The 26,278-nt window shown below is 38.7% G+C and carries 23 protein-coding genes; 8 read left to right on the forward strand and 15 right to left on the reverse strand.

The window, feature by feature from the left end:
- The first annotated feature begins 824 nt into the window (after nucleotides 1–824).
- On the forward strand, nucleotides 825–1,061 hold the full coding sequence (locus tag Q0954_RS12855) for a hypothetical protein (RefSeq protein ID WP_299457423.1): 237 nt from the start codon (nucleotides 825–827) through the stop codon (nucleotides 1,059–1,061).
- A 148-nt stretch (nucleotides 1,062–1,209) separates the two neighbouring features.
- Here Q0954_RS12855 and Q0954_RS12860 read toward each other — a convergent pair whose 3' ends face one another.
- The 6 genes from Q0954_RS12860 to Q0954_RS12885 all read right to left on the reverse strand — a co-directional run bounded on the left by Q0954_RS12860 (nucleotide 1,210) and on the right by Q0954_RS12885 (nucleotide 5,831).
- Nucleotides 1,210–2,058 (reverse strand): M23 family metallopeptidase, encoded by an 849-nt coding sequence (locus Q0954_RS12860; protein WP_299457425.1) that lies wholly within the window; start codon nucleotides 2,056–2,058, stop codon nucleotides 1,210–1,212.
- 37 nt (nucleotides 2,059–2,095) lie between these two features.
- A complete protein-coding gene (locus Q0954_RS12865) occupies nucleotides 2,096–3,193 on the reverse strand; it encodes a M28 family peptidase (RefSeq protein WP_299457427.1) in 1,098 nt (365 codons plus the stop codon).
- A 91-nt stretch (nucleotides 3,194–3,284) separates the two neighbouring features.
- Complete coding sequence (locus tag Q0954_RS12870) at nucleotides 3,285–3,638, reverse strand: hypothetical protein (protein WP_299457429.1); 354 nt, start codon at nucleotides 3,636–3,638, stop codon at nucleotides 3,285–3,287.
- Between the two features lie 17 nt (nucleotides 3,639–3,655).
- Nucleotides 3,656–4,012, reverse strand: coding sequence for a hypothetical protein (locus tag Q0954_RS12875; RefSeq protein WP_299457431.1), 357 nt, complete (start codon nucleotides 4,010–4,012; stop codon nucleotides 3,656–3,658).
- 7 nt (nucleotides 4,013–4,019) lie between these two features.
- Nucleotides 4,020–4,379, reverse strand: a complete 360-nt coding sequence (locus Q0954_RS12880; RefSeq protein WP_299457433.1) for a hypothetical protein — start codon at nucleotides 4,377–4,379, stop codon at nucleotides 4,020–4,022.
- A 150-nt stretch (nucleotides 4,380–4,529) separates the two neighbouring features.
- Complete coding sequence (locus Q0954_RS12885; RefSeq protein WP_299457435.1) at nucleotides 4,530–5,831, reverse strand: AAA family ATPase; 1,302 nt, start codon at nucleotides 5,829–5,831, stop codon at nucleotides 4,530–4,532.
- 1,551 nt (nucleotides 5,832–7,382) lie between these two features.
- Here Q0954_RS12885 and Q0954_RS12890 point away from each other — a divergent pair.
- Nucleotides 7,383–8,480 carry a TerC/Alx family metal homeostasis membrane protein gene (locus tag Q0954_RS12890; RefSeq protein ID WP_299457437.1) on the forward strand — a complete coding sequence of 366 codons (1,098 nt, stop codon included), beginning with the start codon at nucleotides 7,383–7,385 and terminating at the stop codon, nucleotides 8,478–8,480.
- 125 nt (nucleotides 8,481–8,605) lie between these two features.
- Here the strand turns inward: Q0954_RS12890 and Q0954_RS12895 are convergent, their stop codons facing one another.
- The 8 genes from Q0954_RS12895 to holA form a co-directional block, all read right to left on the reverse strand.
- Nucleotides 8,606–9,166 carry a hypothetical protein gene (locus tag Q0954_RS12895; protein WP_299457440.1) on the reverse strand — a complete coding sequence of 187 codons (561 nt, stop codon included), beginning with the start codon at nucleotides 9,164–9,166 and terminating at the stop codon, nucleotides 8,606–8,608.
- A gap of 156 nt (nucleotides 9,167–9,322) precedes the next feature.
- Nucleotides 9,323–9,772: a YbjN domain-containing protein gene (locus Q0954_RS12900; RefSeq protein ID WP_299457441.1), complete on the reverse strand. Its 450-nt coding sequence runs from the start codon at nucleotides 9,770–9,772 to the stop codon at nucleotides 9,323–9,325.
- 213 nt (nucleotides 9,773–9,985) lie between these two features.
- Nucleotides 9,986–10,999 carry an RluA family pseudouridine synthase gene (locus Q0954_RS12905; RefSeq protein WP_299457491.1) on the reverse strand — a complete coding sequence of 338 codons (1,014 nt, stop codon included), beginning with the start codon at nucleotides 10,997–10,999 and terminating at the stop codon, nucleotides 9,986–9,988.
- Between the two features lie 277 nt (nucleotides 11,000–11,276).
- The gene (locus tag Q0954_RS12910) at nucleotides 11,277–11,477 is read right to left on the reverse strand and encodes a hypothetical protein (protein ID WP_002699489.1); all 201 of its coding nucleotides are present in this window, start codon (nucleotides 11,475–11,477) and stop codon (nucleotides 11,277–11,279) included.
- A 145-nt stretch (nucleotides 11,478–11,622) separates the two neighbouring features.
- On the reverse strand, nucleotides 11,623–11,985 hold the full coding sequence (locus Q0954_RS12915) for an alkyl sulfatase C-terminal domain-containing protein (protein ID WP_299457444.1): 363 nt from the start codon (nucleotides 11,983–11,985) through the stop codon (nucleotides 11,623–11,625).
- Nucleotides 11,986–11,992: 7 nt separating this feature from the next.
- Complete coding sequence (locus Q0954_RS12920) at nucleotides 11,993–12,493, reverse strand: hypothetical protein (protein ID WP_299457445.1); 501 nt, start codon at nucleotides 12,491–12,493, stop codon at nucleotides 11,993–11,995.
- Between the two features lie 230 nt (nucleotides 12,494–12,723).
- The gene (locus tag Q0954_RS12925) at nucleotides 12,724–15,786 is read right to left on the reverse strand and encodes a tetratricopeptide repeat protein (RefSeq protein WP_299457446.1); all 3,063 of its coding nucleotides are present in this window, start codon (nucleotides 15,784–15,786) and stop codon (nucleotides 12,724–12,726) included.
- A gap of 110 nt (nucleotides 15,787–15,896) precedes the next feature.
- A complete protein-coding gene (holA, locus tag Q0954_RS12930; RefSeq protein WP_366916742.1) occupies nucleotides 15,897–16,973 on the reverse strand; it encodes a DNA polymerase III subunit delta in 1,077 nt (358 codons plus the stop codon).
- A gap of 294 nt (nucleotides 16,974–17,267) precedes the next feature.
- On the opposite strand from holA, the gene Q0954_RS12935 reads away from it, so the two are divergent.
- The 6 genes from Q0954_RS12935 (at nucleotide 17,268) to Q0954_RS12960 (ending at nucleotide 23,963) form a co-directional block, all read left to right on the forward strand.
- Nucleotides 17,268–20,132 (forward strand): tetratricopeptide repeat protein, encoded by a 2,865-nt coding sequence (locus tag Q0954_RS12935; protein ID WP_299457447.1) that lies wholly within the window; start codon nucleotides 17,268–17,270, stop codon nucleotides 20,130–20,132.
- Between the two features lie 97 nt (nucleotides 20,133–20,229).
- Complete coding sequence (locus Q0954_RS12940) at nucleotides 20,230–21,102, forward strand: response regulator (protein WP_002699498.1); 873 nt, start codon at nucleotides 20,230–20,232, stop codon at nucleotides 21,100–21,102.
- 294 nt (nucleotides 21,103–21,396) lie between these two features.
- Entirely contained in the window at nucleotides 21,397–21,552 is a 156-nt protein-coding gene (locus tag Q0954_RS12945; RefSeq protein WP_002699500.1) for a hypothetical protein, read from the forward strand.
- A 628-nt stretch (nucleotides 21,553–22,180) separates the two neighbouring features.
- Nucleotides 22,181–22,744, forward strand: coding sequence for a hypothetical protein (locus tag Q0954_RS12950; RefSeq protein ID WP_299457452.1), 564 nt, complete (start codon nucleotides 22,181–22,183; stop codon nucleotides 22,742–22,744).
- A complete protein-coding gene (locus tag Q0954_RS12955) occupies nucleotides 22,741–23,304 on the forward strand; it encodes a hypothetical protein (protein ID WP_299457454.1) in 564 nt (187 codons plus the stop codon). Before Q0954_RS12950 ends, Q0954_RS12955 begins: the two co-directional genes overlap by 4 nt.
- 77 nt (nucleotides 23,305–23,381) lie before the next feature.
- Nucleotides 23,382–23,963 carry an alkylphosphonate utilization protein gene (locus tag Q0954_RS12960; RefSeq protein ID WP_299457455.1) on the forward strand — a complete coding sequence of 194 codons (582 nt, stop codon included), beginning with the start codon at nucleotides 23,382–23,384 and terminating at the stop codon, nucleotides 23,961–23,963.
- Nucleotides 23,964–24,275: 312 nt separating this feature from the next.
- Here the strand turns inward: Q0954_RS12960 and Q0954_RS12965 are convergent, their stop codons facing one another.
- Entirely contained in the window at nucleotides 24,276–25,805 is a 1,530-nt protein-coding gene (locus Q0954_RS12965; protein ID WP_299457457.1) for a SulP family inorganic anion transporter, read from the reverse strand.
- Between the last annotated feature and the right edge of the window lie 473 nt (nucleotides 25,806–26,278).

Genomic DNA, 26,278 nt, shown 5'->3' on the forward strand with positions numbered 1-26,278 from the left:
AAAACAACTTCCCTGTTTTGGTCTTAAGGCTTTAGCCAGACCAAAACTTGCCAACCCTAAAGCTGAGGTTTTTCAAAAATAAGTCGTTTTTGAAATTGTCGAGCAACATTGCTCAGCTCACCCTGTGGTAAGACAGTTGAAATACGAATTTTTCAATTATTAATTACGAGTATGAAACTAGTGATTTTTGCTGTATAAAATTTACTCAAGGGGCTAATTGTAGGGGCAATCCCTTGCTGCAATCTAATGGAGATTTACGATTTATTGGGATGATCACCCTGGCAAAGAGCAAACCTGAGCGTATACGCCGCCTTTTAAAAGTAAAAACAACCTTGTTTACAAGACTTCGTGCACTCCTAGTTGAGAATTAAGAATTGGCGCGAAGCGATGCTTTTTCAATTAAGAACCGACCATAGGAAGCTCTACGAAGGTAATTAGCGCAAAGCGAGGCTGAAGACAATTCAAGCCAAAAAACAACTTCCTTGTTTTGGTCTTAAGGCTTTAGCCAGACCAAAACTTGCCAACCCTAAAGCTGAGGTTTTTCAAAAATAAGTCGTTTTTGAAATTGTCGAGCAACATTGCTCAGCTCACCCTGTGGTAAGACAGTTGAAATACGAATTTTTCAATTATTAACTACGAGTATGAAACCAGGGATTTTACTGTATAAGGTGTTGATTTACAGTAAATTAAACTGTTAGTTTCCTTGCAAAAGGCGGGTGATTTTACTATATTTGTCTATACTTTCACGGTGAAAGTAAGCCCAAGAGGTGTAAGTTTGGAGACTCTCCTCAAGGGCTTTTTTGCAACAAATAAATTATTACAGTATGCAATTTACTGATTTAAACTCAGAGGTACAAAACATTGCCATTCCTCAATCAATGGTCAACCTATTTGCGCAAAGCATATATGCACAATTAGAAGCATTAACGCTTGACGCCAATGCTTCATTAGAGTTGTTCGAAAATCAAGCGTATACAGAAGTAAAAACGTTTTTACAAGCACACATTCAACAAATGCAATACGTGCTCAACAGCGTAGAAATATTGGATAGGATGAAATAAGAACAAGCCTAAAACACCAAAGCCCTGACGCAATCAGGGCTTTTCTTATTTGAGTTGAATTTACTACAATAAGCATTCAAATAACGAGCGCACAACCTGTCGTCATTTTATGACGAGGTTAAAAAATCTCCTAAATCTTAACATCCAACTAATAACCCTTACATTTCAACAAGTCCTGATATAAATCTTCAGGAGGCAATGAGCCATCTGGTTTTACCTTAAGATAAGTAATATGCAAATGGGTAGGCGAGCGTTTCTCAGAAGCACTCTTGCCAGTGCGTCCGATATGGGCAATGCGTTGCCTTGGCTTTACAATGTCTCCTGGCTTTACAAATAGCTTACTATTGTGGGCATAATAAAAAATGCCTTGAGTACCAGGGTCGTAAATCCATAGATAATGACCCCCTTCCAATACACTACCTGGTTTCCAGGCTGGGTCATACGCTACCACAATGCCGCTGCCCATAGAGAGCGTATTTACTGGCTTTCCTGTGTTGTCATCCAGGTTGTCCTGATTGCGGTCATATATAAAAATATCGTGCGAAGGATGCCCCCCGTGTTCGTTGCCATCAAAGTAGTTGTAACCATTGGGCACATAGCCTTCCCCATTTTTACCCCCAATAAAATGCTTGTTATACCCTTGAATGGGGAATACCCATTGCTTACGGTCGTAGTTTTTACCTCCGTTTTGGTAAAAATATTTTGCCACCAATGGCAATAGTTTTTTGATGCTATCTTTAGCTGCCGAGCGTTTTATTTTACCATCCCGCACCAGCGTATTCAATCGGTCGAACCGCTCACAAGGTGAAAGTATTTTAGGTACCTTGTTGGGTTTGTTTTGGGCAACTTGGGCTAAGTTAACAACAGGAGGTAAAGCCACTTGTTGGGTAGTGGGTGGCGTTTGGTCACAAGCCAGCAAAAGCAACGATAATAAACAATAAAAAACTCTTCCTGTAGCCGCAGGAAGAGTCTTTGTTTGGGGGGGGAATGTTTTCATAGAAAAGTTTGGTTTGAAAAACATCTTTACTACCATTTTATTTTGCTAACCCACTGCTGCTTGTAGCAGCTTTTTCGGCGTCACTACTTGCCGCAGTGTTATATACATATTGTAGTACAGTTTGCCCTACAGCCTCTAGGGTGTTTTTGTCAATAATAGACATATTATCCGCGTGGGTATGGTGGTACTTAGCAAAGTAAGCCGTTTCGTTGGTAGGGTCAAACTCAATAATGTCAATCATAGGTGTATTGGTGTGTTTATTTACATACGTGTGGTCATCTACAATTTCAGGGGCATTTTTAGGAATAAATACATTGCCATAACCCAGTTTGGCAGCAATGGCCCATACTTCGTTTACCGTTTCGCCTGCTGTTCGTACCGAAAAACCTTCTTTGTACATTTTGGCTCCTTTGGCACCCACCATGTCCAGCAAAATACCATAATAATAACTGCCAGGATTATTTTTAGCCCAATATTGTGAACCTAAGCACCAAGTGTCGGCTTTTTTGTGCTCGTCTTTAGCAGATTCAGGATAACCCAGGTCTTCGCTGTCGAACAGTACTATGTCGATGTTTACTGTGGGCTTTTTGGGCGATGTGTGAATAGTGCGGGCAATCTCTAACAAAATACCCACCCCACTGGCGCCGTCATTGGCACCATCAATGGGTTTGTCAGTATCTTTGGTGTCTTTATCGGCAAGATGACGAGTGTCCCAGTGTGCTGCTAATAACACAGTGCGTTTGGCAGCAGCAGCAGCGGGTGCTTTGTAACTGGCAATAATGTTACGTGATTTGAGCACTACACCGTCATAACGAATGGCGTCAAAACCTTGTGCTTTTACCTCCCAACCATAAGATTTAAATTTGTCTAAAAAATAATTGCCACACTGTACATGAGCATCAGTGTTGGGTACCCTCGGACCAAACTCGACTTGTTTTTTCACAAAGGCATACGCTGAGTCAGCATTGATTTTTGGGGCATCAACCAGTACCAAGGGTTTGGGTGGGGGAGGAGTGGAGTTTTTTACGGTACTCCCTCCATTGGGTTTGTCACCGCTACAACCTGGCAAAGACAGCAGAGTAATAGCAGACAACAAACAATATATAATGAATGTATTGATAACAAGTTTTTTCATTTTCATTGATGTTTTTTCAGTAGTTGAGAACAAATATACCAAGTTTGAGAACCGATGCAATGAAAAGCAAGTGCTTGTGAATGTAATAGGGTTAATTGTTCTTATATAGTTGAATCAGCAACAATGGCAAAATAGCAATGCCAAGCATGACAAGGTAAGTACCATAGTTTTTGGTAGAGCTAGTCACCATGTCGAAAAATATAAAAAAAGCAGCAACGATCGCGTATGCTTGTGAGAAAATTTTTAAGCCTTTGCTGTTTCTAACAATACCGATAATGGCGGTGGCAATGGGCAAACCAAAAAGGATGATGGCTGCTGCTATAAAAGCCAGGGTTATTTTTATGATGCCTCCTACCAAGGCTTCTACGATGTCTTTTGCCAGGATTGGCGAGGTAACCAAAAGCAATAGTAGGGCAGTGAGTAATATTCTTTGAAAATTTTTCATGGGAAAAGTTAGCGTGATCAATTTTTACTTTTGTTGAATTGCAAAATAACGAGTGGTAAAGCAGCAATCAAAAAAATGATGAGATGCAGTAGCCAAGGCTTAAAGTCATTATACACCGCATTGGCTGCAATAACCCCCAATACTATAAAAGAGCATGCTTTAGAAAAGACTTTGAGCTTCCAATTGTTTTTTCGTATCCCAATGATTGTCGTAACGATAGGAATGAGCAAAACCACGGAGGATACCAAGGCTATAAAGATCAATACTTGGGCAACCCCATCAACTATGCCCATTGGGTTGCCTGCCTTTGATGGAGTGACAATACTCCACCAAAAAAGCATGGTAAGAACAAATACTTTTGGAGTGCTTTTCATAAAAAAATTAGTGTTGCTTTTTCGTAGCTTCTAAAATAACGAGTGGTAATATGGCAATCAAAAAAACAATGAGATGAAATAGCCAAGGCTTAAGATCATTGTACATCGCATTGACTATCACGAGCCCCAATGCTATAAAGGAGTATATTTTAGAAAAAATTTTGAGTGCCTGATTCTTCTTTTTTACCCCCACAATTGCCGTGATAATAGGAATAAGTAAAAGTACAAACCCAACGATGGCTATGGTTAACAGCACTTCAAATAGCCCATCAAGGGAGTGTAACAGGAGGCTTTTTGCCACGAGAGGAGTAGTAGCAAGTCCTCCAAGTAATATGGTAAAAACAAGTCTTTTATAGGTGTGTTTCATAGGTTGTTTTTTTATACAAAAATATCCCCTGACAATGGTGTATATCATCAGGGGAAGGATACCAAATGGTATAATAAGCTACCAAGCTACTGTATACTCTGCCTAACAAATATGGTTTGAGGTATTGACATTGAACTACCCCACCAATTTTCAGTAACTTATGTCAAAATCTTCGGGCTCAAACACCGTCATTTCTGCCTCCGTTACATAATCTTTAGTACCCAGACGATCGGCTTGTTTCATATACACCTTTTCAAACAGGTTACGTACGCCACGTCCATTGCCAAACTTGGCGGCATCGGTACCAAACGACTTCATAATTAACTTGCGAGCGTGTAGTTTGGCGGCGTCAGTGAGTTCATAGCCCCGGTCGTGGCACATTTTTTCAAAAATTTTTGTAAGCTCATCCAGGTTATAATCGTCAAAATGGATTACCTCAGAAAAACGAGAACTCAAACCTTGATTGGCAGCCAAAAAACGCTCCATGTCTTTAGTATATCCAGCGGCTATTACTATGAGGTTTTCGCGGTAGTTTTCCATGAGAGGCGTCAATGTATCAATGGCCTCAGGACCAAAATCTTGAGTGCCACCATTGGTGAGGGCATAAGCTTCATCTATGAAAAGCACCCCACCTAAAGCATTCATTACTACTTCTTCTACCTTTTTGGCGGTATGCCCTACATATTTTTCTACCAGGTCTGAGCGTCGGGCTTCTACCAGGTGCCCCCGCGAGAGCAGGCCTATTTCTTGAAAAATTTCAGCAATCAGGCGTGCCACCTCTGTTTTACCTGTACCAGGGTTGCCCATAAATACAAGGTGCAGTGACGGCATCATTACATTCATTCCCTTGTCTTTTCGCATTTTGTGCATTTTTACAAAATTGGTCAAGACCTTTATTTTGCGTTTTACTTTATCTAGCCCAATCATCTCATTGAGACGTTTCTCAGCGCTTTCGTATTGTGCAGCTATCAAGTGTATCAGCTTGGCAATTACTTCGGCATCGGTGCGATATTTTTCCTTATCGTCAATGCTATAAATGAGCTGATTATCGATGGTAATTTCGTCGTTGCTGGTTTCAAATACGAACTTATCATTTCTCAAGTGGGCATCTTTAATAATAGCCCAGGAAATAAACTTGTCAAAACTATGACTGCTGCTTTCTGCCACAATAGAAATGCCCTTATCGGTAAAAACAACACTGTGATTGGAGGGAAAAAGAATTGGTAAAAACCAAGGTTGGTCGGTTTCTATCAAAAAATAAATTTCTTCATTAAAAGGCAGGTTGTGCAGCATGCGGGCATTTTCTCTTTCTTCTACACTCAAGCCTTTTACTCCTTCTATTTTTTGGGTAAATGATGCATTGCCATACCCATGTATAAATACAGTACGATGGTTTCTGAAATGGTTACAAAGGTTGGGATTTTGCTCTAATACCTCTCTTACTTTACTCATAATTTTATTTACAATATTTCGGATCAACTGTTAAAGTATACCCTGAATTGGCAGGTAAAGTTATTGCCACTATCTTATCCGCTATGTAGGTGTTTTGCAGTGGCAATATATAATGCTCAAGATAGCACCTGTTAGCAAGATAGAGAAACATACGACAAAAAAATATATTTTACTTATCTCCCTGGTTTAAATATGTTACTTATTCCCTTGCTAGGTTAGCTATAGGCGAGAAATGATTTTTATTGTTGATATATACAACTATATTTTATATCACTAAAAAAACCTTTGATATGGATACTTACTATGAGGTAAATAAGTGTAATTCGTAGCTTAAACTGGCGGAATTTTCGAGATAAATGGGCAAAAAAAAATGTGTTGAAAAAAACGTTGTTTTGAGAAGGTAAGCCGTGTTTATGGATTGTTTTGTGCAAATAAGAAAAAAAAACAGGCAATTTTTAAGGCAAATCATTGCTATCCCAAAAAAAATCCTAACTTTGCACCTTAAGTTTGATCACTTATTTTCCGGACAGTGCTCACCAATATTGGGGGGCATTGTCTTTTTTATTTTATACCCATCTCTTACACTCCTTTCCTCTTTTTCTTTCTTATACTATCATACCTGTTTAATACCTTTTATAATTGCATTATACAACTATGTTACAAATCATTAAAATGCAGCATTCTTAGCGAAACAGAAAATTTTATCAAACTTTGATCGTTTACAACGTAAGTTTTGCTCAACAACTTAGAGCTTGTTTAAATTTTCGTTTACAGGAGGTTTTAGGATGAATTTGACGTATCTAATCATAAAAGTCGCGTAAAAGACCTAATGAATTTTAAACAGGGTCTTATGAAATGTAACAATGAGTAGAGTTTTTTCAGCTAATCAATGAGTTTTGCACACCATCTTATATTTGTTTAGTATCATGAGTACATTCATCTCATCAGATGACTTACTATAGCAACACCTAAGTTTTTGATACTTAACAGCACCCAACATACTGTTTTTACTACCTGACACAAATTACCCCTAAAAAATAAGTGATCTTGAATCAAACGTTTGGTGATAATTGTTTATAATAGACAAATAGTAAATAAACAATGTAAAGTTCAGTAAATCAGGTTACTTTGGCATGATTACTTAACAAGTGAAAAACTTGTAATATTCTTTTTTTTTCTTTTGGTTTAAAAATTGAATATATTTTATCCTGCTGTTTTGCGTGGATGTATATCTTCACAAACTATCTGACCATCAAGCTTTAAACAGTAGTTTACTTTAAGACATTGGTCAGTTTATAAGCATACAATTCTCTGAGGGTAAATTTGGAGGGCTAGATGGCATAAATTGAGTACTTGGATAATAAATAAAATTAAAGGCAAATAGTTTTAACCCTATAAAAAGGTTTACCAAAAAATGTTTTAAGCCGGTGTGTTTGAGCACGGTCAGTGGGTCTGGCAAGGTTTTGTCAATGGTACCCGTACATCAGTTCTTTTTTAAAACGCCAGCCGCTGTGGGTTGGATAAATAAAGGTAAATCACTTTTGAGTTTACATGATTTCTAACGAGGTTTTATTTTTCGCGGCATTTATTGTTTTTATTCTGGGCATGCTTATGCTTGACCTGGGTGTTTTTAACAAAAAGTCACATATTGTATCTTTTCGAGAAGCCACCATCTGGAGCGTTACCTGGGTAACGGTGGCAATTATTTTTTATCTGATCATAAGAAATTATGGCCATGTGATGCATGGCATCGAAAACCAGGCGCAACTCAACGATGTTATTTCTAAATATAGCTCCCTTAAAGAAGCTCCCCCCTCAGATCCAAAAAATTATGAACAAAACCTGGACAACTATCGCCGGGTGATTGCACTTGAATTTCTCACTGGATATTTGCTTGAATACTCACTTTCGGTAGACAATATATTTGTAATTATTTTAATTTTTGTCTCGTTCAAAGTGCGTGAACAGTATTATAAAAAAATCCTGTTCTGGGGCATTCTGGGGGCCATTGTCATGCGCTTTTTGTTTATTTTTCTGGGTTCGGCGCTTATTCAAAACGAAGTGGTGGGCAAATGGATTTTTTACCTCTTTGGTGGTTTCTTGCTCTATTCGGGTATTAAAATGTTTTTTGACAAAGATGATGGTGAAGCCATTGACACCCAAAAACATCCTATAGTAAGGCTTGCTTCGAGGTATTTCTCTGTGTTTCCCCGTTATGTGGGCGACCGTTTCTTTATTCAGCGTTATGGGCGTATTCAGATCACCCCTTTGTTTGTTGTATTGCTAATTGTTGAATTTACTGACCTTATTTTTGCTGTCGACTCTGTACCAGCAGTATTTGGGGTAACCAAAGATCCTTATATTGTATTCTTTTCAAACATATTTGCCATTTTGGGCTTGCGCTCCATGTTTTTCTTCTTGTCTAACATTATGCACATGTTCCACTACCTTAAATTAGGGTTGGCGTTTTTGCTTATTTTCATTGGAGCCAAAATGTTGTTGCACAAATGGTTGCATTCTATCGGTTTCGAAAATCACTACTCGCTCTTTGTTATTATTTTTATTTTGGGAAGCAGTATTGGAGCTTCGCTTGCTTTTCCGGCAAAAAAGAAAGAAGGAGAAGAAACAAAAGAACAAGCGAGTGTGTAGCCTTTCTATTGGTTATATCTCGGTATAATATTAAAAACCCTTGTCTGGACAGTTATGTCAGACAAGGGTTTTTGTTTGTTTGGCAATATTGAGTTTACGTTGTTATAATGTTGAAGAGTGCTTCATTACCTCTTACCTTTTGCTCTTCTGGCAAATTTTATATCAATGATATTGAAACCCTTATTGTACTTATCGCGGGTATGTTGTAGCCACTTTGCCCGTTTGTTTGCGGCATGCTCGTGCTCAAAAACTTGTATTTTAAGCTTTTTGTCTTCAAACTTTGTGTGAGTAAAGTCATAATGAACACTACTCATTTTGGCGTGTGAAGGATCAGTCGCGTGTATGGTGGTTTGGTGTGAGTGATGAATCAATGGGGTAAGGTAGACTTTGATAGGGTGAGTCCAGTCAAAGTTATCTTCTTTATGAACCACAATATGCACAGGGTAATACAAAGCTCCAACAAAGCTCAGTGTATCTTGCTCCACCACGTGTAAGGTAATGCTGCCATTGGCATTGGTAGCCAGTGAGTCGTCTTTATTGAGGTGGGTCAGCGAGTGCACATTTATTTGTGACAGTGGCAGGTGGGTTTCAGCATCAAACACTTGGAAAACTGCTTTACTTTCGGTTTGTGCAAATGTTGGAACAAGGGTGAAAACCAGCAAAAAAATGGTAAGAGAATGTTTCATATAGTAAAATTTAGAGCTTATTTATTATATTTTCTCGTTTAGAGTAGTTTCCAATGAGTTTTGTTCCCAGATACGTTAATTTGAGCTTTAGCGATTATCTAAATCCTCCGAATCAAGTTCGGAGGGACAGTCTTTTCGGCTAATTTCAACCATTCCTTAGTTGTTAAAACTCTTAAGCTCGTCGTCTAGCTTATCCGCCCACCATTCCAGATCAGCTACACAGGTAGCAAGTTCCTGGTAGTCCATACCGCGAATATCACGCTCATAAGTCGCGTAAATTTTATTGGTATCTTTAGCTATGGTTAGTTTTACTCCCAGATTTACATCATTCATCTCTAGTAAGTTGTTCAAAAACTTTTCACGAGCAGTGGTGCTTAGTTGAGGTACATCAGCAAGAAACGAGAATATACGCAGGTATTCTCTGGTTTTTTCTTTACCTACTTCTACCGATTGAATAAAAACTTCGATGTTGGCAGAGCCGTGCTTCCAATGCCATACACGTTTTTCACCATCATAAGTTTGTTCAGTAGTTAAGCCGATGGACTCTACATAATGCCCAATCATAGCTTCTACCAGTTCAACACGAATTTCTTTGATTGTTTTCATTTTGCATAAATTTTTCAATTATAAAAATAAAAAAAACTATTCTTTTTCAAATAGCCTATGGGTAATTTACTTTAGGTTTTGTTTTGCAAAGCAAGTTCAATGTTTCCTACCCTCATTTTCCAAAGGCACAAAAAAACACCACCTTGTTATTTTAAGGTGGTGTAATGAACCATACAGGCATAAATTAATTGATGACTTACTCTTTACCTTTTATCAGTGATGTTGCACATAGTGTTCCCATTTTTCCATCGCTTTTTGAAAATCTTCGGGCAACTCAGAATCAAACTGAATAAATTTTTGGGTAGTAGGGTGCACAAAACCCAATGACTTGGCGTGCAACGCCTGACGAGGCATTACTTTAAAGCAGTTTTCTACAAAAGCCCGGTACTTTGAAAATACTGTTCCCTTCAAGATCTTGTCGCCCCCGTAGGTAGCGTCATTAAATAGCGGATGACCCAAGTGTTTCATATGTGCTCTTATTTGATGGGTTCGTCCGGTTTCGAGGTTACATTGTACCAACGATACATAGCGTAGGTTTTTTAGTACTTTGTAATGTGTAACGGCATGTCTGCCAAAATCACCCTCCGGAAATGCTGCTGTTACCCGGCGGTCTTTTAGGCTACGCCCCAAGTTTACATCAATAGTACCCGCCTCTTGCTTAGGTTCGCCCCACACCAATGCGTAATAAGTACGTTCTATGCTATGGTCAAAAAACTGTTTGGCAAGGTGTTGCAGGGCGTGCTCTGATTTGGCTACTACCAATAAACCAGAAGTGTCTTTGTCTATTCGGTGTACCAATCCAGGACGACCATCACGGTTTTCAGGTAAATTTTTAAAGTGATAGGCCAAGGCATTCACCAACGTGCCTGTCCAGTTGTTGTAGGCAGGGTGCACTACCATGCCTGCTTCTTTATGTACCACCAAGAGGTCATCGTCTTCGTACACAATGTTTATTGGAATATCTTCAGGAATCACCTCAGACTCGCGGGGTGGCTCTGGCAATGATATAATGATAATATCTTCGGGGCGTACTTTGTAGTTAGGTTTAACCTCCTGATCGTTTACCTTTACAAAACCTTCACGTATAGCGTTTTGAGTTTTGTTGCGGGTAATGTTGGGTACCCTGTCCATCAAAAACTTATCTATTCTTACAGGTACTTGCCCTTTGTCTACTACAATGCGGTGATGCTCAAACAAATCGTCATCTTCAGACGATTCAGCCTGCATATTTTCCGGAGCATTGTCCGGTTTGTCAGCGGTTTGCCAGTCTTCACTAGGGGTCTTCTCTTCTTCCATTTTTTTTAGATGGGGAGTGTTTCAATATATTTATTTTGCAAAAATGAAGATTTTCGAGCGTATAAAAAATTTAAAATGTGGACAAATGCATTTGAGGTAGTGTTTGAGTTATAAAAAAGGTAAAAGGAAGGGTAAGAGGGTAGAAAAGGGGAAAGGCAAGGAATATAGAGCGTGCATTGTTGCAAAATGCACACCCTGGATTGAGTTGTTAGTCTTTATCAGGAGAAATGGCCAAGCTGGCTTTTTCTGAGTCATTCATCCGACCAATATAAGATTTTAATGCGGCACGGGTATTTTTTAAAGCCAATTCATAGCTTGCACCTGTTGCCCTGCATTCGGGTATTTTAGGAGCATAAGCTTCATAATGATTGCCTTTTTCCTCAATAATAATTTCAAATTTATAGCCCATGATAAACCAATAATTTGTTAAACAATAATGTTTGAAAACCCTCAATAAAATTGATGATATATTTAAACTACAATGATAACGTTTTTATATTTGTTTGAATATGTTGCAGGGGCAAATTTAGCATTGCAAAGGCTATTACACTTGGTTATTTGACATAATCTAAGGTAAACTTTTCGAATAGTTGGGCAAACAAAAACATCTCAGGGAGGTTACTTACCTTGATTTTACCCAACATAATAGCCATTTGTGGCTTGGTTTTACCTAAGTTTACATCTACATAAGTTTGGGCTTTGGTGCGCACCGTGCAAGTAGGTTTGTCGTGGTGCCCTGTCTGTACTTCTAGTTTGCCATTTTGCACTTTTACTGTATACAAATAATCACCTTTAGTCTGGTCGGTTAAAGTAAAGTGTAAGTTGCTATCAATCTTGTGCTCCAGTGCTTTGGCTTCTCTAAACCTAATTGCCAACGTATCAAATATTTCTGTTGGCGTGACGTCTTTCTCTTCCATTAATTTATCAGTTTTTTAAACTACCATTGGTTTTAGTGTTTGGTCTTATGGCTATTTTTGCCAGTTCAAGCATCTTTTTGTTATTATTATACAATGCGGGGTCTTTTGTAATTATCAAAAAAGTCTGACTGGGTTCTTTTTGTTTTTTATAATCCGATACCCTTATTAAATAAGCTTGTTCCTTTTCCATACTTTGTAGGCTTTGATTTACCGCCTCTAGGGGCAATTGGTTGCGATGGTAATAGTTGTTACGTGAACTACTTTTACCAAAGCTTCTAAACTGTGACCTGCCCTTGCCACTTATATTGGGCTTGCCATCATATACATTTACCGTCCAGTCTACTAGATAGTATCCATAAGGGCCCCAAACGTTCAGTTGGTTGAGCCTTTGTGTTTTATTAAAGTAAGTGATCACTGCTTTACCCTTGGTACGCGAGAAATTACTCTTAAAATAAACGACTGTAGCGCCCACAATAAGAATGGCGAGTATAATTGTTTTTTTGTTCATACAAGCTCGATAAGTTAACAATGAATAAAAAGCGTTGTGAAGAGATAAAACTAGCCCCTAAGGAATGGTGAGAAATTAAATTACCATTCTTGAGGTAGAAGTTTTGTTTTGAGACGAGGCTATTTTTTGCGCCCATAGCAGCGCTACGGGCAATAAAAATAACGAAGTATCAAGGCGAAAGATCACCTCTCAGAGTGTAAATTTATTTTTGAACAATTCCTAAAAATCAATCACTTTTTATCCTCAATGCTTTTAAGCTTTTTACGGGCTTCAGTTACAATATTTCGGTTAGGCGAGCGGGCAATGATTGAGTTAAGGGTGGCTTTGGCCTGAAAATACTCCTTAAGTCCAATATAATTATCGGCAATGAGCAAAAAGTTTTTACCCCGTAAATCATCATCCATAGGAAACTCTTTGCTAAGGCGAAACAGGGCATCGAGTGAAGGCTTGTATTGTCCTTGATTATAAAGTACGTGTGCGTACGAATAAAGAGCAATGGCTCCTGTTTTGTCTTTGGCACTTTCGCTTACCTTTTTAAATAACGGCAATGCTTCATTAAATTTATTTTCATCGTAATAAGATTGGGCTATATATAAAGTAGCCTTATTACGCGAAGCAGTAGAGTTACCCTTTTCTATGATTTCGTTGGCGTAATAACGCACCGAATCCAGTTTTTTCATTTCATAATAGGTATTCATGAGACCTTCCCAGGCTTTGAGTTGGTTGCGTGAATTTTTGGTAATAGAAGCCAACATTTGGTAACTGTCAATAGCAGCCCGGTACTGTTCTTTTGCATAAAGTAAATCGCCCACCCTGCGCATAGAGCGTTCCATATATGTACTTTTTTGTTCTTGTACTACTGCCATGTGGTAACGCAAAGCATTTTCATTATCACCATTGTTTAGGTAAGCTTCCCCCAAATAATATTTAGCGTTAGGGCTGCCACCTTCGGGGTATTTATTAATATAAGCCTTGAACAAGCTGATGGCTTCGCTGTACTTTCCGTCAAAAAAAGCTTGCTCGGCATTGCGTAAGTCAATCGTAAGCAATGCTTTACTATTAGGGTTCACTTTTTTGTAATTACGTAAAATTTCGTTGAGCTCATCAGTTCTGCCTGCCTGGGTGAGCAGATCTTGTAAACTCAACAATGCACTGGGGGCAGTACTATGAGTAGGGTGGTCTTTCAATATAGCCTTATAATCTTTGATTGCCTCATTGGTATTATCAAAGTTTTGGTAAGACAAGGCGCGCTTGAGAAGTGCATTAGGGCGTAGTAGCGAATGTGGGCGTTCTTTCATCAGGGTAGAAAATCCCGCGATGGCTACTGAGTAATGGCCATTTTCGAGGTCTATCAAAGCTTTTTCGTACAAAGCCTGGTCATAATAACGCGAGTTAGGAAAGTTTTGTACTACATCCTCAAACTTTTGTTTGGCAAGGTCATAGTCGCCTTGTGCTACCTTGATAACCCCTTGTTGGTAATAAGCATAATCTTGTTCGGGATGTTTGCCTGCAATGAGTTCGTCGTATAAATGTAGCGCATTGGCGTATTTTTTTTGTACATAAAAACAATCAGCCAAACGAGTGACAGCATCACTGTAAGGGGTAGTTTCTTCTTCGGCAGCTGTGCGCAGTTGCCACGAAGTAACACATTGCTGAAAGTAAGGCAGTGCTTTGTCGTATTCACGCAGGTTATAATATGCATAGCCCAAGCCATAGCTTGCTTTCAGGGCGTATTTGTTTTGGTTATCAAAGGCTTTTCTTACTTGCAAATAGTAAGGGATACTTTCTTTAGGCTTTTGCGAAATAGCATAACATTCGGCAAGCCAGTAACGGGTTACATAGCTCAATTGTGGCAGGCGAATGTCTTGCAATGATTTATTAAACATGGCAATGGCTTGGCTATAAGCCTCTGCATTGAAATACTCTACACCACGGGCAAAGGCAATTTGTTGATAAGCCGATTTGATTTCATCGTTTCTATTGGGCAGCTGTTCTATATAAATCAAGGCTTTGTTATATTCTTTAGAGTGCATATATGCTTTGGTAAGTAGTACTTCAGCGTCTTTGCGTTGGGGGTATCCTGCGTAGCTCTTGATAAACTCCTCAAGGGTTTGAATACACTCGGTGTATTGCTCCAGATCGTATTGTAGTTTTCCTAAAGTCCAGGTAGCTGACGACTCAAGACTGGCATCATAGTGCATTTTTCTTACCTGGTCGAAAGAAGACGCCGCAAAGCGTTTGTTATTCATTTTGATGTAACAAATCCCCAGATAATAAGCGGCTTTTTGTCCCATTTCATTTTCTTGTGCGGCAATGTTCTTAAAACTTTCGGCGGCCAGTGAGTAGCTTTTGAGTTTGTAATGAGTAAAAGCAATCTTATAGGCAACATCAGCAGGTGGTTGATTGCTCAACAAGCCCAGATAGCGATTAAAATAAGACATTGCCTTGTCGTAGTTGTGGGTATAATAGGCTGCTTCACCTGATAAAAGATATAAAGTAGCAATTTCGTCTACGTTTTCATTACGTTGAAACAATGAGTCGGTATAAGTGAGTAGGCGGGGGTATTGCTGCTGTGCATAATAATTAGATGCAATAAGTATTGGTACTGTCTTTTGGTAATCGGGCGATTGAGCGGCCATTTTTAGGTCATTGATAGAGCTTTGATAAGCTTTTTGTTTGTAACGAATGTAGCCAGCATAATAGCTCGCTGCATAACTGTAAGCATGGTCAAGCACTTTTACCTTATCAAGATAAGTCAGCGCCTTGTCGTATTTTTCAAGCTCAAAATATGCCTTGCCTAGCCTGAAGTCAAGCTTGATCTGGCTATCGTTTGTTTGTACTTTGGCTTGTTGAGCCTGCAAAGTTTTCACTTTTTCTAAGTACTCTATTGCCGTAAGGTATTCTTTTTTTTCATAATAATAGTTACCCCAGGCGTAATGAGCTTGTGCCGCTTTGGGATGGGTAGGGTAAGTACGCACAAACTTTTGGTACAGCTTGGTAGCATTAGACTGTTCCAGTATAAGTGCCAGGTATGCTACATAAAACCGAGCTTCTATCAGGTTTTCCTGATGTTTGGTTTCTTCCTTATTTTTTTGCAGAAAATCCTCAAACTGTTGTTTGGCAGCTACATAGTTTTTTTTTGCAAACAATGCCTTGCCTCTTTTGAAGTAACGGTCAGGGTGTTTGAAAACATGGGTGTGCTGTGCATAGACCATAGAGTTTAAGGTCACCACACAAAAAATAAACAGGTACAGGGTTTTCAAATACAGTGAATAGCATAAGAGTTTTTGCATATTATTATTTTTTTATAGACCACACAGCTTAAGTCTCAAGCTTCAAACAGTGGCTAAGTAGCCTCTGATAAGAAGTGAGCAGGGCTTGTGGTTAATTACTTGTGGCGAGTTTATGCCAATATTTTAAAAACCAATTCTTGTAATATCTGAGCATCTGAAGTATTGCGGGTATTTACCCCCTTTGACTGAAGATCGGCTTCGCGAAGGTAGTGAATGATATGTACTACCTTACCCAGCGAATAATGCCTCATTGCTACCTTATAGTCTTTAACAAAGTAAGGACTGACCTTAAGTACTTTTGCCAGGTTTTGATCACTTTTATCGGTGATTCTATGCCCCACCAGCAATTTACAAAAGTATTGAAATATCATAGCAATCGTAGGAATTAATGGCTGGCTTTTGGGGTTAGCTTCCCAATAAATCAATATCTGACGTATTTTGTACCAATCTTTTACCCCTAAAGCTTTTTGGAGTTCGAATATATTATAAGCTTTGCTAATGCCCACGTGTTCTTCTACCAAGTGTTCATCAATAGGTTTACTTGGGTCGTTTACGTTTAGCAGCAGCTTGTCAATTTCTGTTTGTAAACGCCCCAGGTCTGCCCCTATCGATTCGGTCAGCATGGCAGTAGCCTTAAAGTTTGCCTGGTAACCTTTTTGTTTAAAATACCCCTCTATCCAACCTCCTACTTGGTGTTCTCTTATTTTTTTAGACTCTACCACTACAGCTTGTTTGTCAAATAGTTTATAGAGGGTTGTATTTTTATTGAAGCTTTTGTGTTTGTGGTTAAACACCAACACAGTAGAAGGTTGAGGTTGTTTGATATAGGCTTCTATTATTTTTTTGCTGTCAGCCTTGCTCCAGTCAGCCAATTGTTGAGCTTCTTTTACAATAACTACCTGTTTTTCTGCCATCATCGGAAAACGACGTGCGTTTTGTACTATAGTACCCAGGTTGGTGTCTTTACCGTATAATACGATTTGATTAAACCCCTTTTCTTGTTCTGGTAACACGTTTTTTTCGATAAAGTCTGAAATTTGGTCGAGATAATAAGACTCATCACCATGTAAAAAGTAAATGGGGGCGTATTTTTTAGCCTTTAGGTCTTTCAGTACATTTTCTGGAGTTTGGGGCATATTTTTCTTTTTCTTATCATCATTTGCCAAGGGCAAATCGTTCCTTGACAAAGGTGTGTTTTCACTGCAATTTTAAAATTAGTAAAATTTATAATTTCCCCTAAAGTTTCACCTGCTTTCTTTGTTTATATAGACGTACTGTAGGTATTGATACCAAGTGGGGGAACTTAGGAAACAAGTACTGTGATGGTGTATTATCGTTGGTTTTTTGTTACATTTGTTAGCGTTTTTATTCAATTATTTGTGGGTGAAATTCGCCATTTCCACACATTCATGTATAGGGTTATGCAATATTATTTTACAAAAAATATATGCCTTTTATTTATTGTATTATCAATCTGCAGTGTGCAGGCACAACCACCTTCTAAAAAAGCTGTAGACAGTTTAGTTAACTTACTTTCGTTGTCTGAAAAAGACGAGAAAATCGATGTGTTTATTGAGCTTAGTTATTTGTTCAGTGGCGAAGATCGTGGGTTAGAGTATGGTATCAAAGCCCTAAAGCTGGCAAAAAAACTAGAAAATAAAGAGGGGATAGCCAAAGCACAAAACTGTATAGGAAACTACCACCTGCGACATGAAAACTATGCGGCTTCTATCAAAGCACAACAGGCAGCTTTAGCCGCTTGGCAAGAGTTAGAAAATGAAAAAGCAATTGCGGATACCTATTGGTTTATGGGCAATGCCTATACTGACAAGTCTGACTTTACCTCGGCACTTAAGAGCTATGTCGAAGCCCGAAAGTATTTTGAAAGAACAGCAAGTGATGTACAGCACGCCAATACTTTGCGAAAAATAGGGGTGATTTATTCGAAACTAAGTGAATATGAAAAAGCCCATGAATATTATCAAAAAGCCCTTAAGTTATACAAAGCCAAGCAAGATAATCAGGGTTTAAGCTCTACCCTCAACAACATAGGAGTGGTATACTCTAATCAAAACGAGCAAGCCAAAGCCTGGGATTATTACAAAAAGTCGCGGTTGATTGCCATGAAAACGAATGATCAGTTTATGATCTCAATGACCACAGGTAATATGGGTGAGGTGCTATCGGCACAGAAAAAATACCGGGAAGCGTTGCCCTACTACCAAAAAGAGTTGAAGATTTTGAGGGAACTCAACATCAAAAACCGTCAAATAGAACCCCTTGAATATATGGCGCAAGCTTATGCTATATTGGGTAAAATAGATTCGGCAATATACTTTGGTACTAAAGCCTACAACCTGGGTACTCAGATTAAGGAGAAGTTTAGGATGATAGAAGCCTCTAAAATATTGTCGGAAATATATTCTAAAAAAGGCTCGCCTGACTCAGCTTTGATGTACTATAGGGTATACACCCAATATAAAGACAGCCTCTTTAACCGCACCCGTGCCCTGGAGTTGGCTGAAGTAGAGCAAAAGTACTATGCCGAAAAGTACGCCAATGACCTACAAGATCAACAGAAACGGCGTAACTTCATTATTACTTTGGGGGCGTTGTTTGTCGTATCAGTGTTTGCCATTTTTCAATGGGTGTTTTTTTCGCGGCAGCAAAAACAAAAGAAGCAAGCCAGCGAAAACATAGAGCTATTAAGTCAGATTGGTAAAGAAATTACCTCTTCGCTTAATTTAGAAGAAATCTCAGACAAAACTTATCAGCACCTCAACCAATTGATGGACGCCAGTATTTTTGGCATTGGGATCAATATACCCGAAGCCGAAATTGTAGAGTTTAAGCTTGCGCTGAAAGATGGTAAAAAAATGAAGCCCTACAAGCGAAGTTTACACTACAAAGATCAATTTGCGGTGTGGTGTTTAAAGAACAAAAAGACGGTATTTATCAACGATCTCGAAAAAGACTACAGTCAGTATATCGACCGTTTTGACACCCAGTTGGAAAGTACGCTTAGCAAGTTTGAAGATGGCACTTCTATTCCTGAGCAACCTCAATCTAGTATTTATTTGCCACTGCTTGCCGATGGTCAGGCTCTAGGGGTAGTATGTGTGCAAAGTTTGAAAAAAAATGCTTACACCGATTATCATCTCAATATTTTGGAAAACCTGGCGGTGTATACAGCCATTGCATTGAAAAATGCCAGGGCTTATGAAGAGAAACGCCAGAAAAATAAGCAAATAGAGAAACACGTAAAGAAGTTTAGGCAAGCAAATAAACTTATTCAAGAGCACTACCGAGAGTTGAACCGTCAAAAAGAACACCTAGAAAAAACCAATATAAAGCTTAAACAAAGCCAAGATTCCAAAGCCCGGCTTACTGCAATGATTGCCCATGACCTAAAAAATCCTTTGAATGTAATATTTGCCTATAGCAGCGAAACTGAAGCGATGAAAGCTGAAAATTCTCAGGTAAGAAAACAGATTCAGGACATACATCGCTCAGCACGTAGAATAAAATCATATACCAACGACATGCTAGAGGTACAAAAGTATGCATCATCTAACCTTACGTTGAGCAAGGCACAGCATCGTTTTCATAAAATTGCTCAAGAGGCAATTCACTATATGAAGCCCTTTGTCGAAGAAAAGAGCATAAAGGTACAAAACAACATTGCTGAGCGTTTGCAGGGCAAGTTTGATGCAGTATACCTTGAGCGGGTTTTTGAAAACCTGCTAACTAATGCGATCAAATATACGCCCATTGGCGGAGCCATTACCTTAAGCAGCGAAGAAAAGGGTGATATTGTGTGTATAAAAGTGGCGGATACCGGACAGGGAATTGATCCAAAAGATTTTGAGAATATATTTGAAGCCTTCAATCAAGTAGGCAATGCCCGCGACTTTGCCAATACTGGGTCTACTGGGTTAGGACTTACTTTTTGTAAAATTGCCCTTGAAGCACATGGCAGTCAAATCAAAGTAGCTTCTACGCTAGGCAAAGGTACCGTATTTTATTTTAATTTGCCCAAAGTAGAAGTTACCGAAACGCTGGCTACTCCTAAAGATAACAAGCAGGAGCCTTTGCCTGTGACCGATGCTGAAGTTACTGGCGAGATAAGCCCTGAAGAGAAAGGGGTGATTCTGTCTTTTATCCAAAGTATAGCAGATGTGCCTTTTTATAAAAGAAAAAAACTCGAGGAATTGGTTGATCAGTTTCAGTGTGATCCAGCACAAACTGGTGTGCAACAATGGAAGTTGAAAGTACAGGAAGCACTGAGAAAGAGAAATAAGATAAGGTACCAGGAGCTCATCGTTGAAATAAAGCCTGAGGCATAAACAATGACCTCAGACAACCACAAATAATTATTGATGAGCATTTATCTATATTTGAAAAGGTATTACCTAATTACTTACCATCAAACATATAAAAATTATGCAAGCAACTGTGTTGATAGCGGACGATAGTATACAGAACTTAGAGATACTACAGAAATACTTAGATAATGCCGTGTTTGAGTACGAAATATTTGAGGCAAATAATGGAGAAGAAGCTTGTGAGATTGCTGAAAATGAGGTGGTAGACTTGATTTTGCTGGATTGGGAGATGCCTGTAATGAAAGGAATTGATGCTTTAAGACGGCTCAAGGCGCAGGAAAAAACCAAAACTATACCTATTATCATGGTAACTGGCAGGGCTGAGTCAGAAGACCTCAAAGAGGCATTTGACGCAGGAGCTACTGACTATGTAGAAAAACCAGTGCGCGAAAAAGAGCTACAGGCAAGGGTAGAGTCTGCCATTAAATTATATAAGGCGATGAGCCTGATCAAGGAGCAAAACATAGAAATAGAAAAGCAAAAAGAAATGATAGAAAGCCAGGCAAACCGTGAACTGAGCGTGAAGGCAATGGAGAGCTATCAGAAAAATCAAATGCTTGAAACTATTTATGCTGAGTTGGGCAAAGTGTCGAAGATGACTGAGGGCGAAGCCAACAAAAAACTGCAAAAGGTGTTGAGACTGATCAAAGAGAGCCTGGCGTTTGAAGATGAATGGAAAAACTTTGTAACTCATTTTGAGAAAGTGCATCCTAGTTTTTTCAGAACTCTCAAATCACAGTGCCCCCAGCTTACTACCGAAGATTTAAAGCACTGTGCCTACATTCGTATTTACTTGTCAAATAAAGAAATTGCCCAGTTGCTCAATATCACTCCTAAGAGCGTAATTACCCACCATCATCGTATCAAAAAGAAGATGGCTTTGTCAGACGAGCTCAAGTTTGCCGATTATATTCGGTCTTTAGGAGAATAAAAAGTGCGTTTCTGATCAATATGAGCCTTTGAAGCCGTGTTGTCAATACTTTGTCTATCTTTTTGTAGACCTTTTGTCAATACGGTTTTTTTTTCTCTCCCAACTATTTGCCCTACCTTTGTAATGTAATCAATGAGCCAGTTAGCAAACTAAACTACAAGGTTCTTCAACCAAAATCCTTTAACACATTCTTTAACCAGCTCACCAGCTATCAAAACTCAGTGACCACTTTACGTTACACTTATTGATAAAATTATTTTATTAATGTCTAAGGACACAAACAATATCAGCGGCATGAAAGATTATTTTGAAAATCCGAAAAAAGTTAGAAAACTAGGTATGGGTCTAATGGGGTTAAACCTGTTATCTGAAGAAGAAATAAAAGACCTGTTAGGAGAAGAAGGAGAATCTTTATTAGAAGCCAATGCTATTGTTGAGTCAAAAAGATAACCAAATTATCAACTGCCCTAAAGATTATAAAAAAGAACAACCTAAAACAAAACATAATAAACAATAGACCAATAAACCACAAAACAAACATCCTTCAACCAGCATTGAAACCAGTTATGCAACTAAGTTTTTCGAAGGAATTTTAGTCAACTATGCCTTACTTTAACGAAGCAGCAACCAGTGGTCGCTGCTTCGTTTTTTTATGCCCTTATCAAATTTATGGGTAGTGTAATTAATGGGTCTGCTCTAAGTCCTTTACATTTTATCGCCTTGTATTTCACCTGTCTGTCCCCAAGATTCATGCAATTTCTCTCCCAACAAAAGGGTACACCTGACGAGCTACCATAACACCCTTGTTTTGTCTTCCTATTTATTTTATTGTTTTATCATATAGGTGCCACGCTTCAGGGGTTTCTGTGGTAATCATTTCACTATTCTTTAAGCAAGCATTGTCTCTTGCCTACATTCCGTACAGCCACAGCGAGTTTGTTTCCTCACTGAGTTTGATATATGAAACTGGTGAAATGTATGAAAGCTTTGTGATACCTGGGCGTTGGGTGGGACTACCCAAAACCGGATTTATTTGCTTATTTTTATATTTCAAAATACAGTAACCCACTAAAGCATTATGAAAAACACACTTTATCTCTTACTTTTGGCAGGCTTATTATTTGGCAGTGGAGCTACTGCCCAAAGCGACCAAAAACAAATTAAAGAAACCTTAAAATCTTATTTTGCACTCCTCGAAAAGAATGAAATGATCAAGAGTTTAGATTATCTCTATCCAAAGTTTTTTGAAATAGTACCCAGAAAACAAATAGAGAAGTCTATGAATGGTGTGCGCAACCGAGGTATTAGTTTTCAATCCCCTTTATTAACCAGCCTATCCGATGTTATTCAAGTAAATCAAGCAAAATATGCGCTGGCAGCTTATACTTTTAAATTACTCGTGAAAAAGAAAGGAAAAAGTAAAGTGGCTTTGCAAGACCTTGCCTCATTCTTTCAGCAGGTTTATGGCAACAACAATGTAAGTCTGGACCAGGCAAACCAACAGTTAGTGATTCAGACCAAAGGCGAAATGTATGTAATCAATGACCCTGCTTATCAAGGCTGGAAGGTTTTAGAGAAAAAGAAAGAGGAGCACAAAGTATTAAATAAATTATTACCCAAAGAAGTATTAGAAAAATTATGAAACGTATTGTATTAATTGGATTAGTTATCATAGCGTTAATTCAGGGAGTCTGTGCCCAAGGTACTGACAAAAACGACATTCGTAAAACTATGCAGGAATATGCCACTGCCCTGAAAACCAGTGGTAACAAAGGTGGTTTACTGTTTGTGTATCCCAAAGTGTTTGGGTTGGCAAACAAACAAGAAGTACTGCAACGCATGGACAATAAAAAGGAGACAAGTAAACACCTTATTTTTGAGCGCATTATAGTAACCCATATATCTGAAACAATGGTGGTAGATGGAGTAAAGTATGTGTTGGTAAACTATCAGGACGAACACAGCCATAGTTTAGCCCAACCACAGCAAGTAAAAAACGCCGACAATATTGCTGCTGCACTTGCTGCTACCCACACTGCCTCTAAAAATCCCCAAGCGAAAAAAATGATTTTAGCCAGTAATCGACAAGCGTATGCAGTAAAGGAGTTGACTTATAAAGGTTGGAAATTGGTAGAAAGAAACGCAGCAATGAAAGATATTTTGCAAAAGGTGTTGCCCCAGCAAGTATTGAAGTTGCCATAAAAAGGCTTGAGGAATAAATATGAAAGACTGATAATTTAGTTACCTTTCTGAAAAAATCAGAAAATCAATCAGACAAAATGAGTGTAGAGAAAGAATTGCTTGCCCGAAGCCAGTCGAAGTGTGAGCTGTGTAGTGTTACCAATGGCCTAAAGGTATATGAAGTGCCTCCAACTGCTGAAAACACAGCTGAGCAAAGTGCATTGGTATGTAACACTTGTCTTGAGCAAATAGAAGCGCCTGAAAAAACTGACCCTAATCACTGGCGTTGCCTCAATGACAGCATGTGGAGCCAGGTGCCGGCCATACAGGTGATTGCTTGGCGAATGTTGACGCGTTTGCAGGGAGAAGGCTGGCCGTCAGACTTGTTAGATATACTATATCTAGAGGAAGAAACGCTGGCTTGGGCAAAAGCTACTGGCGAAGGTAACGATTCTACAGAAGATGTCATTGTACACAAAGACAGTAATGGGACTACTTTGCAGGCAGGCGATACAGTGGTGCTTGTAAAAGACCTCAATGTAAAAGGAGCTAATTTTACGGCTAAACGTGGTACTTCGGTGCGGAATATCTCGCTAACGTATGATAATGCTGAACATATAGAGGGGCGAGTAAACGGGCAACACATTGTTATTCTGACCAAATTTGTCAAGAAGTCATAAACAATGAATACAATAGTGTTTTAGTAATGCAGTCAAAATAACTTCCCCATTTTAACTGTATATTTTAGTCGCTATACATCGTTGAAAAATAGCCGAATAGCGCTGCTATTAGCCGATTTTTCGCCTTGTCTAGCGAAAAAATATTTACTTAAATTTGCTGACATTATTTCGGCAACATTACTTAGCTGACAAAGCTATAACAAAAAAAAGACCCGCTACAAGCCATAGTAGCGGGTCTTTTTTATTTTGTCTGTTTCATAAAATGGACTGTTTGAACAGGGAAAATACAGCAATCAATGTTCAAACAAGCATTTACAACTTATCTACTACCAATTTATAAGTAGGGTCTTCTACAATGTTTACATCAATGATGCGCTCTGCGTTCTTAAGTAGTTTATAGCAATCGGGGCTTAGGTGTTTGAGGTGTATTTTTTTGCCCACTTTCTCATAGCGCTCAGTAATCTTGTTCAATGCTTCAATGGCTGACATATCTACCACCCTGCTTTCGGCAAAATCGATGATTACTTCATCAGGATCGCCCAGTACATCAAATTTATCACTAAAAGTACTTACCGAACCAAAAAACAAAGGACCATATATTTCATAGTGTTTTATTCCGTTGTCGTCAACATATTTACGGGCACGAATACGCTTGGCGTTGTCCCAGGCAAATACCAATGCGGCAATGACTACTCCAATGATTACAGCAAGTGCCAGGTTGTGCAATACCGCAGTGATCAATGTTACCAACACCATAATGAAAATATCTGATTTAGGCATTTTGTTAAGTGTACGCAAACTTGCCCATTCAAAAGTACCAATTGATACCATAATCATTACTCCAGTAAGGGCAGCCATAGGAATCATTTCAATAATGCTGGAACCAAACATTACAAATACCAGTAGTAGTATAGCGGCTACAATACCCGATAAACGCGCCCTGGCACCAGAAGAAATGTTAATTAAACTTTGACCAATCATAGCACAACCTCCCATGCCGGAAAAGAAACCAGAAAAAATATTGGCAAGTCCTTGCGCCACTGCTTCCTTGTTGCCTCTTCCACGGGTTTCGGTAATTTCATCAATGATATTTAGCGTGAGTAAACTTTCTATCAAACCAACTCCTGCTACTATAAAGGCATAGGGAAGAATGATTTTGAGAGTAGCAAAAGTGAAAGGAATGACTGGAATGTGAAAAGGAGGGAACCCACCTTGAATAGAGGCTTTGTCGCCTACTGTAGCTGTATCTATGTTCATAAAAAACACCAGACCAAATACAACCAATATGGCGACCAGCGAAGAAGGAACAACCTTGGTCAATTTGGGTAAACCCCAAATAATAACCATAGAAAGTAACACTAACCCAAGAAATATAAATAATGGTTCGCCTGTAAGCCAGTCTCCGGCGGGGCCTTTAAATTCGCCAAGTTGGGCGCTAAAAATAATGATGGCGAGCCCATTGACAAAACCAAAGATAGCAGGGTGTGGAATCAAACGGATGAGCTTTCCTAGTTTTAAAAAACCAGCTGTAGCTTGTATAACACCTGCCAAAATCACGGTAGCAAATATATACTCTGCGCCGTGTGTCTTGGCCAAGGTTACAATCACTGCGGCAATAGCACCAGTGGCTCCTGAGATCATTCCGGGGCGTCCGCCAAAAATAGCGGTCACCAATCCCACCATAAAGGCTGCATAGAGCCCAGTAAGTGGAGACAACTTAGCCATTAACGCAAAAGCAACTGCTTCTGGTACCAAAGCAATGGCTACGGTCAAACCTGATAAAATTTCGTTTTTGTAATTGACCTTTTGAGAAAGGTCAAATAAGTTAAAATACTTTTTCATACAATAAGTCTAAGGAGCAATATAATCATTGAGAAGTCTTCTCTGGCCTTTTTATTTGCAGGCGCGAAGGTAACAATTTTTAATGGAGCTTGGTGGTTTGCTATCAAAGTTTTGGGAAAGTAGCATTAAAAGCTGATACAGTATTGATTTTTGACAAGACCGAATATAATTCTAAAGGAAAAAATTAAGGTTATTTTACGATACACAACAGTAGTAATCTTTAATTCATACAATAAAAGGTTGTTTTTGATGATGTATACTTAGCTAAACATTAAAAAGATCTTATTTTGAAGGTATAGAGATTTTGTGGGTGTTTATTAAGTGAAAATGGGGTTGTAAAATTTGTTTGGAGGGTGTGCTAAAGCAAAAAAACTTGAGGGAAGTAGATAATGGTTATCTACCGTCCCCCAAGATCCTTCAACCAGCTATGCATGACAAATGTAAGAAAATATTTTTAAAACACAATGTTTACA

Origin of the sequence: uncultured Microscilla sp. (assembly GCF_947493425.1) — a bacterium.
In the GTDB taxonomy this organism is placed as follows: Bacteria; Bacteroidota; Bacteroidia; order Cytophagales; family Microscillaceae; genus Microscilla.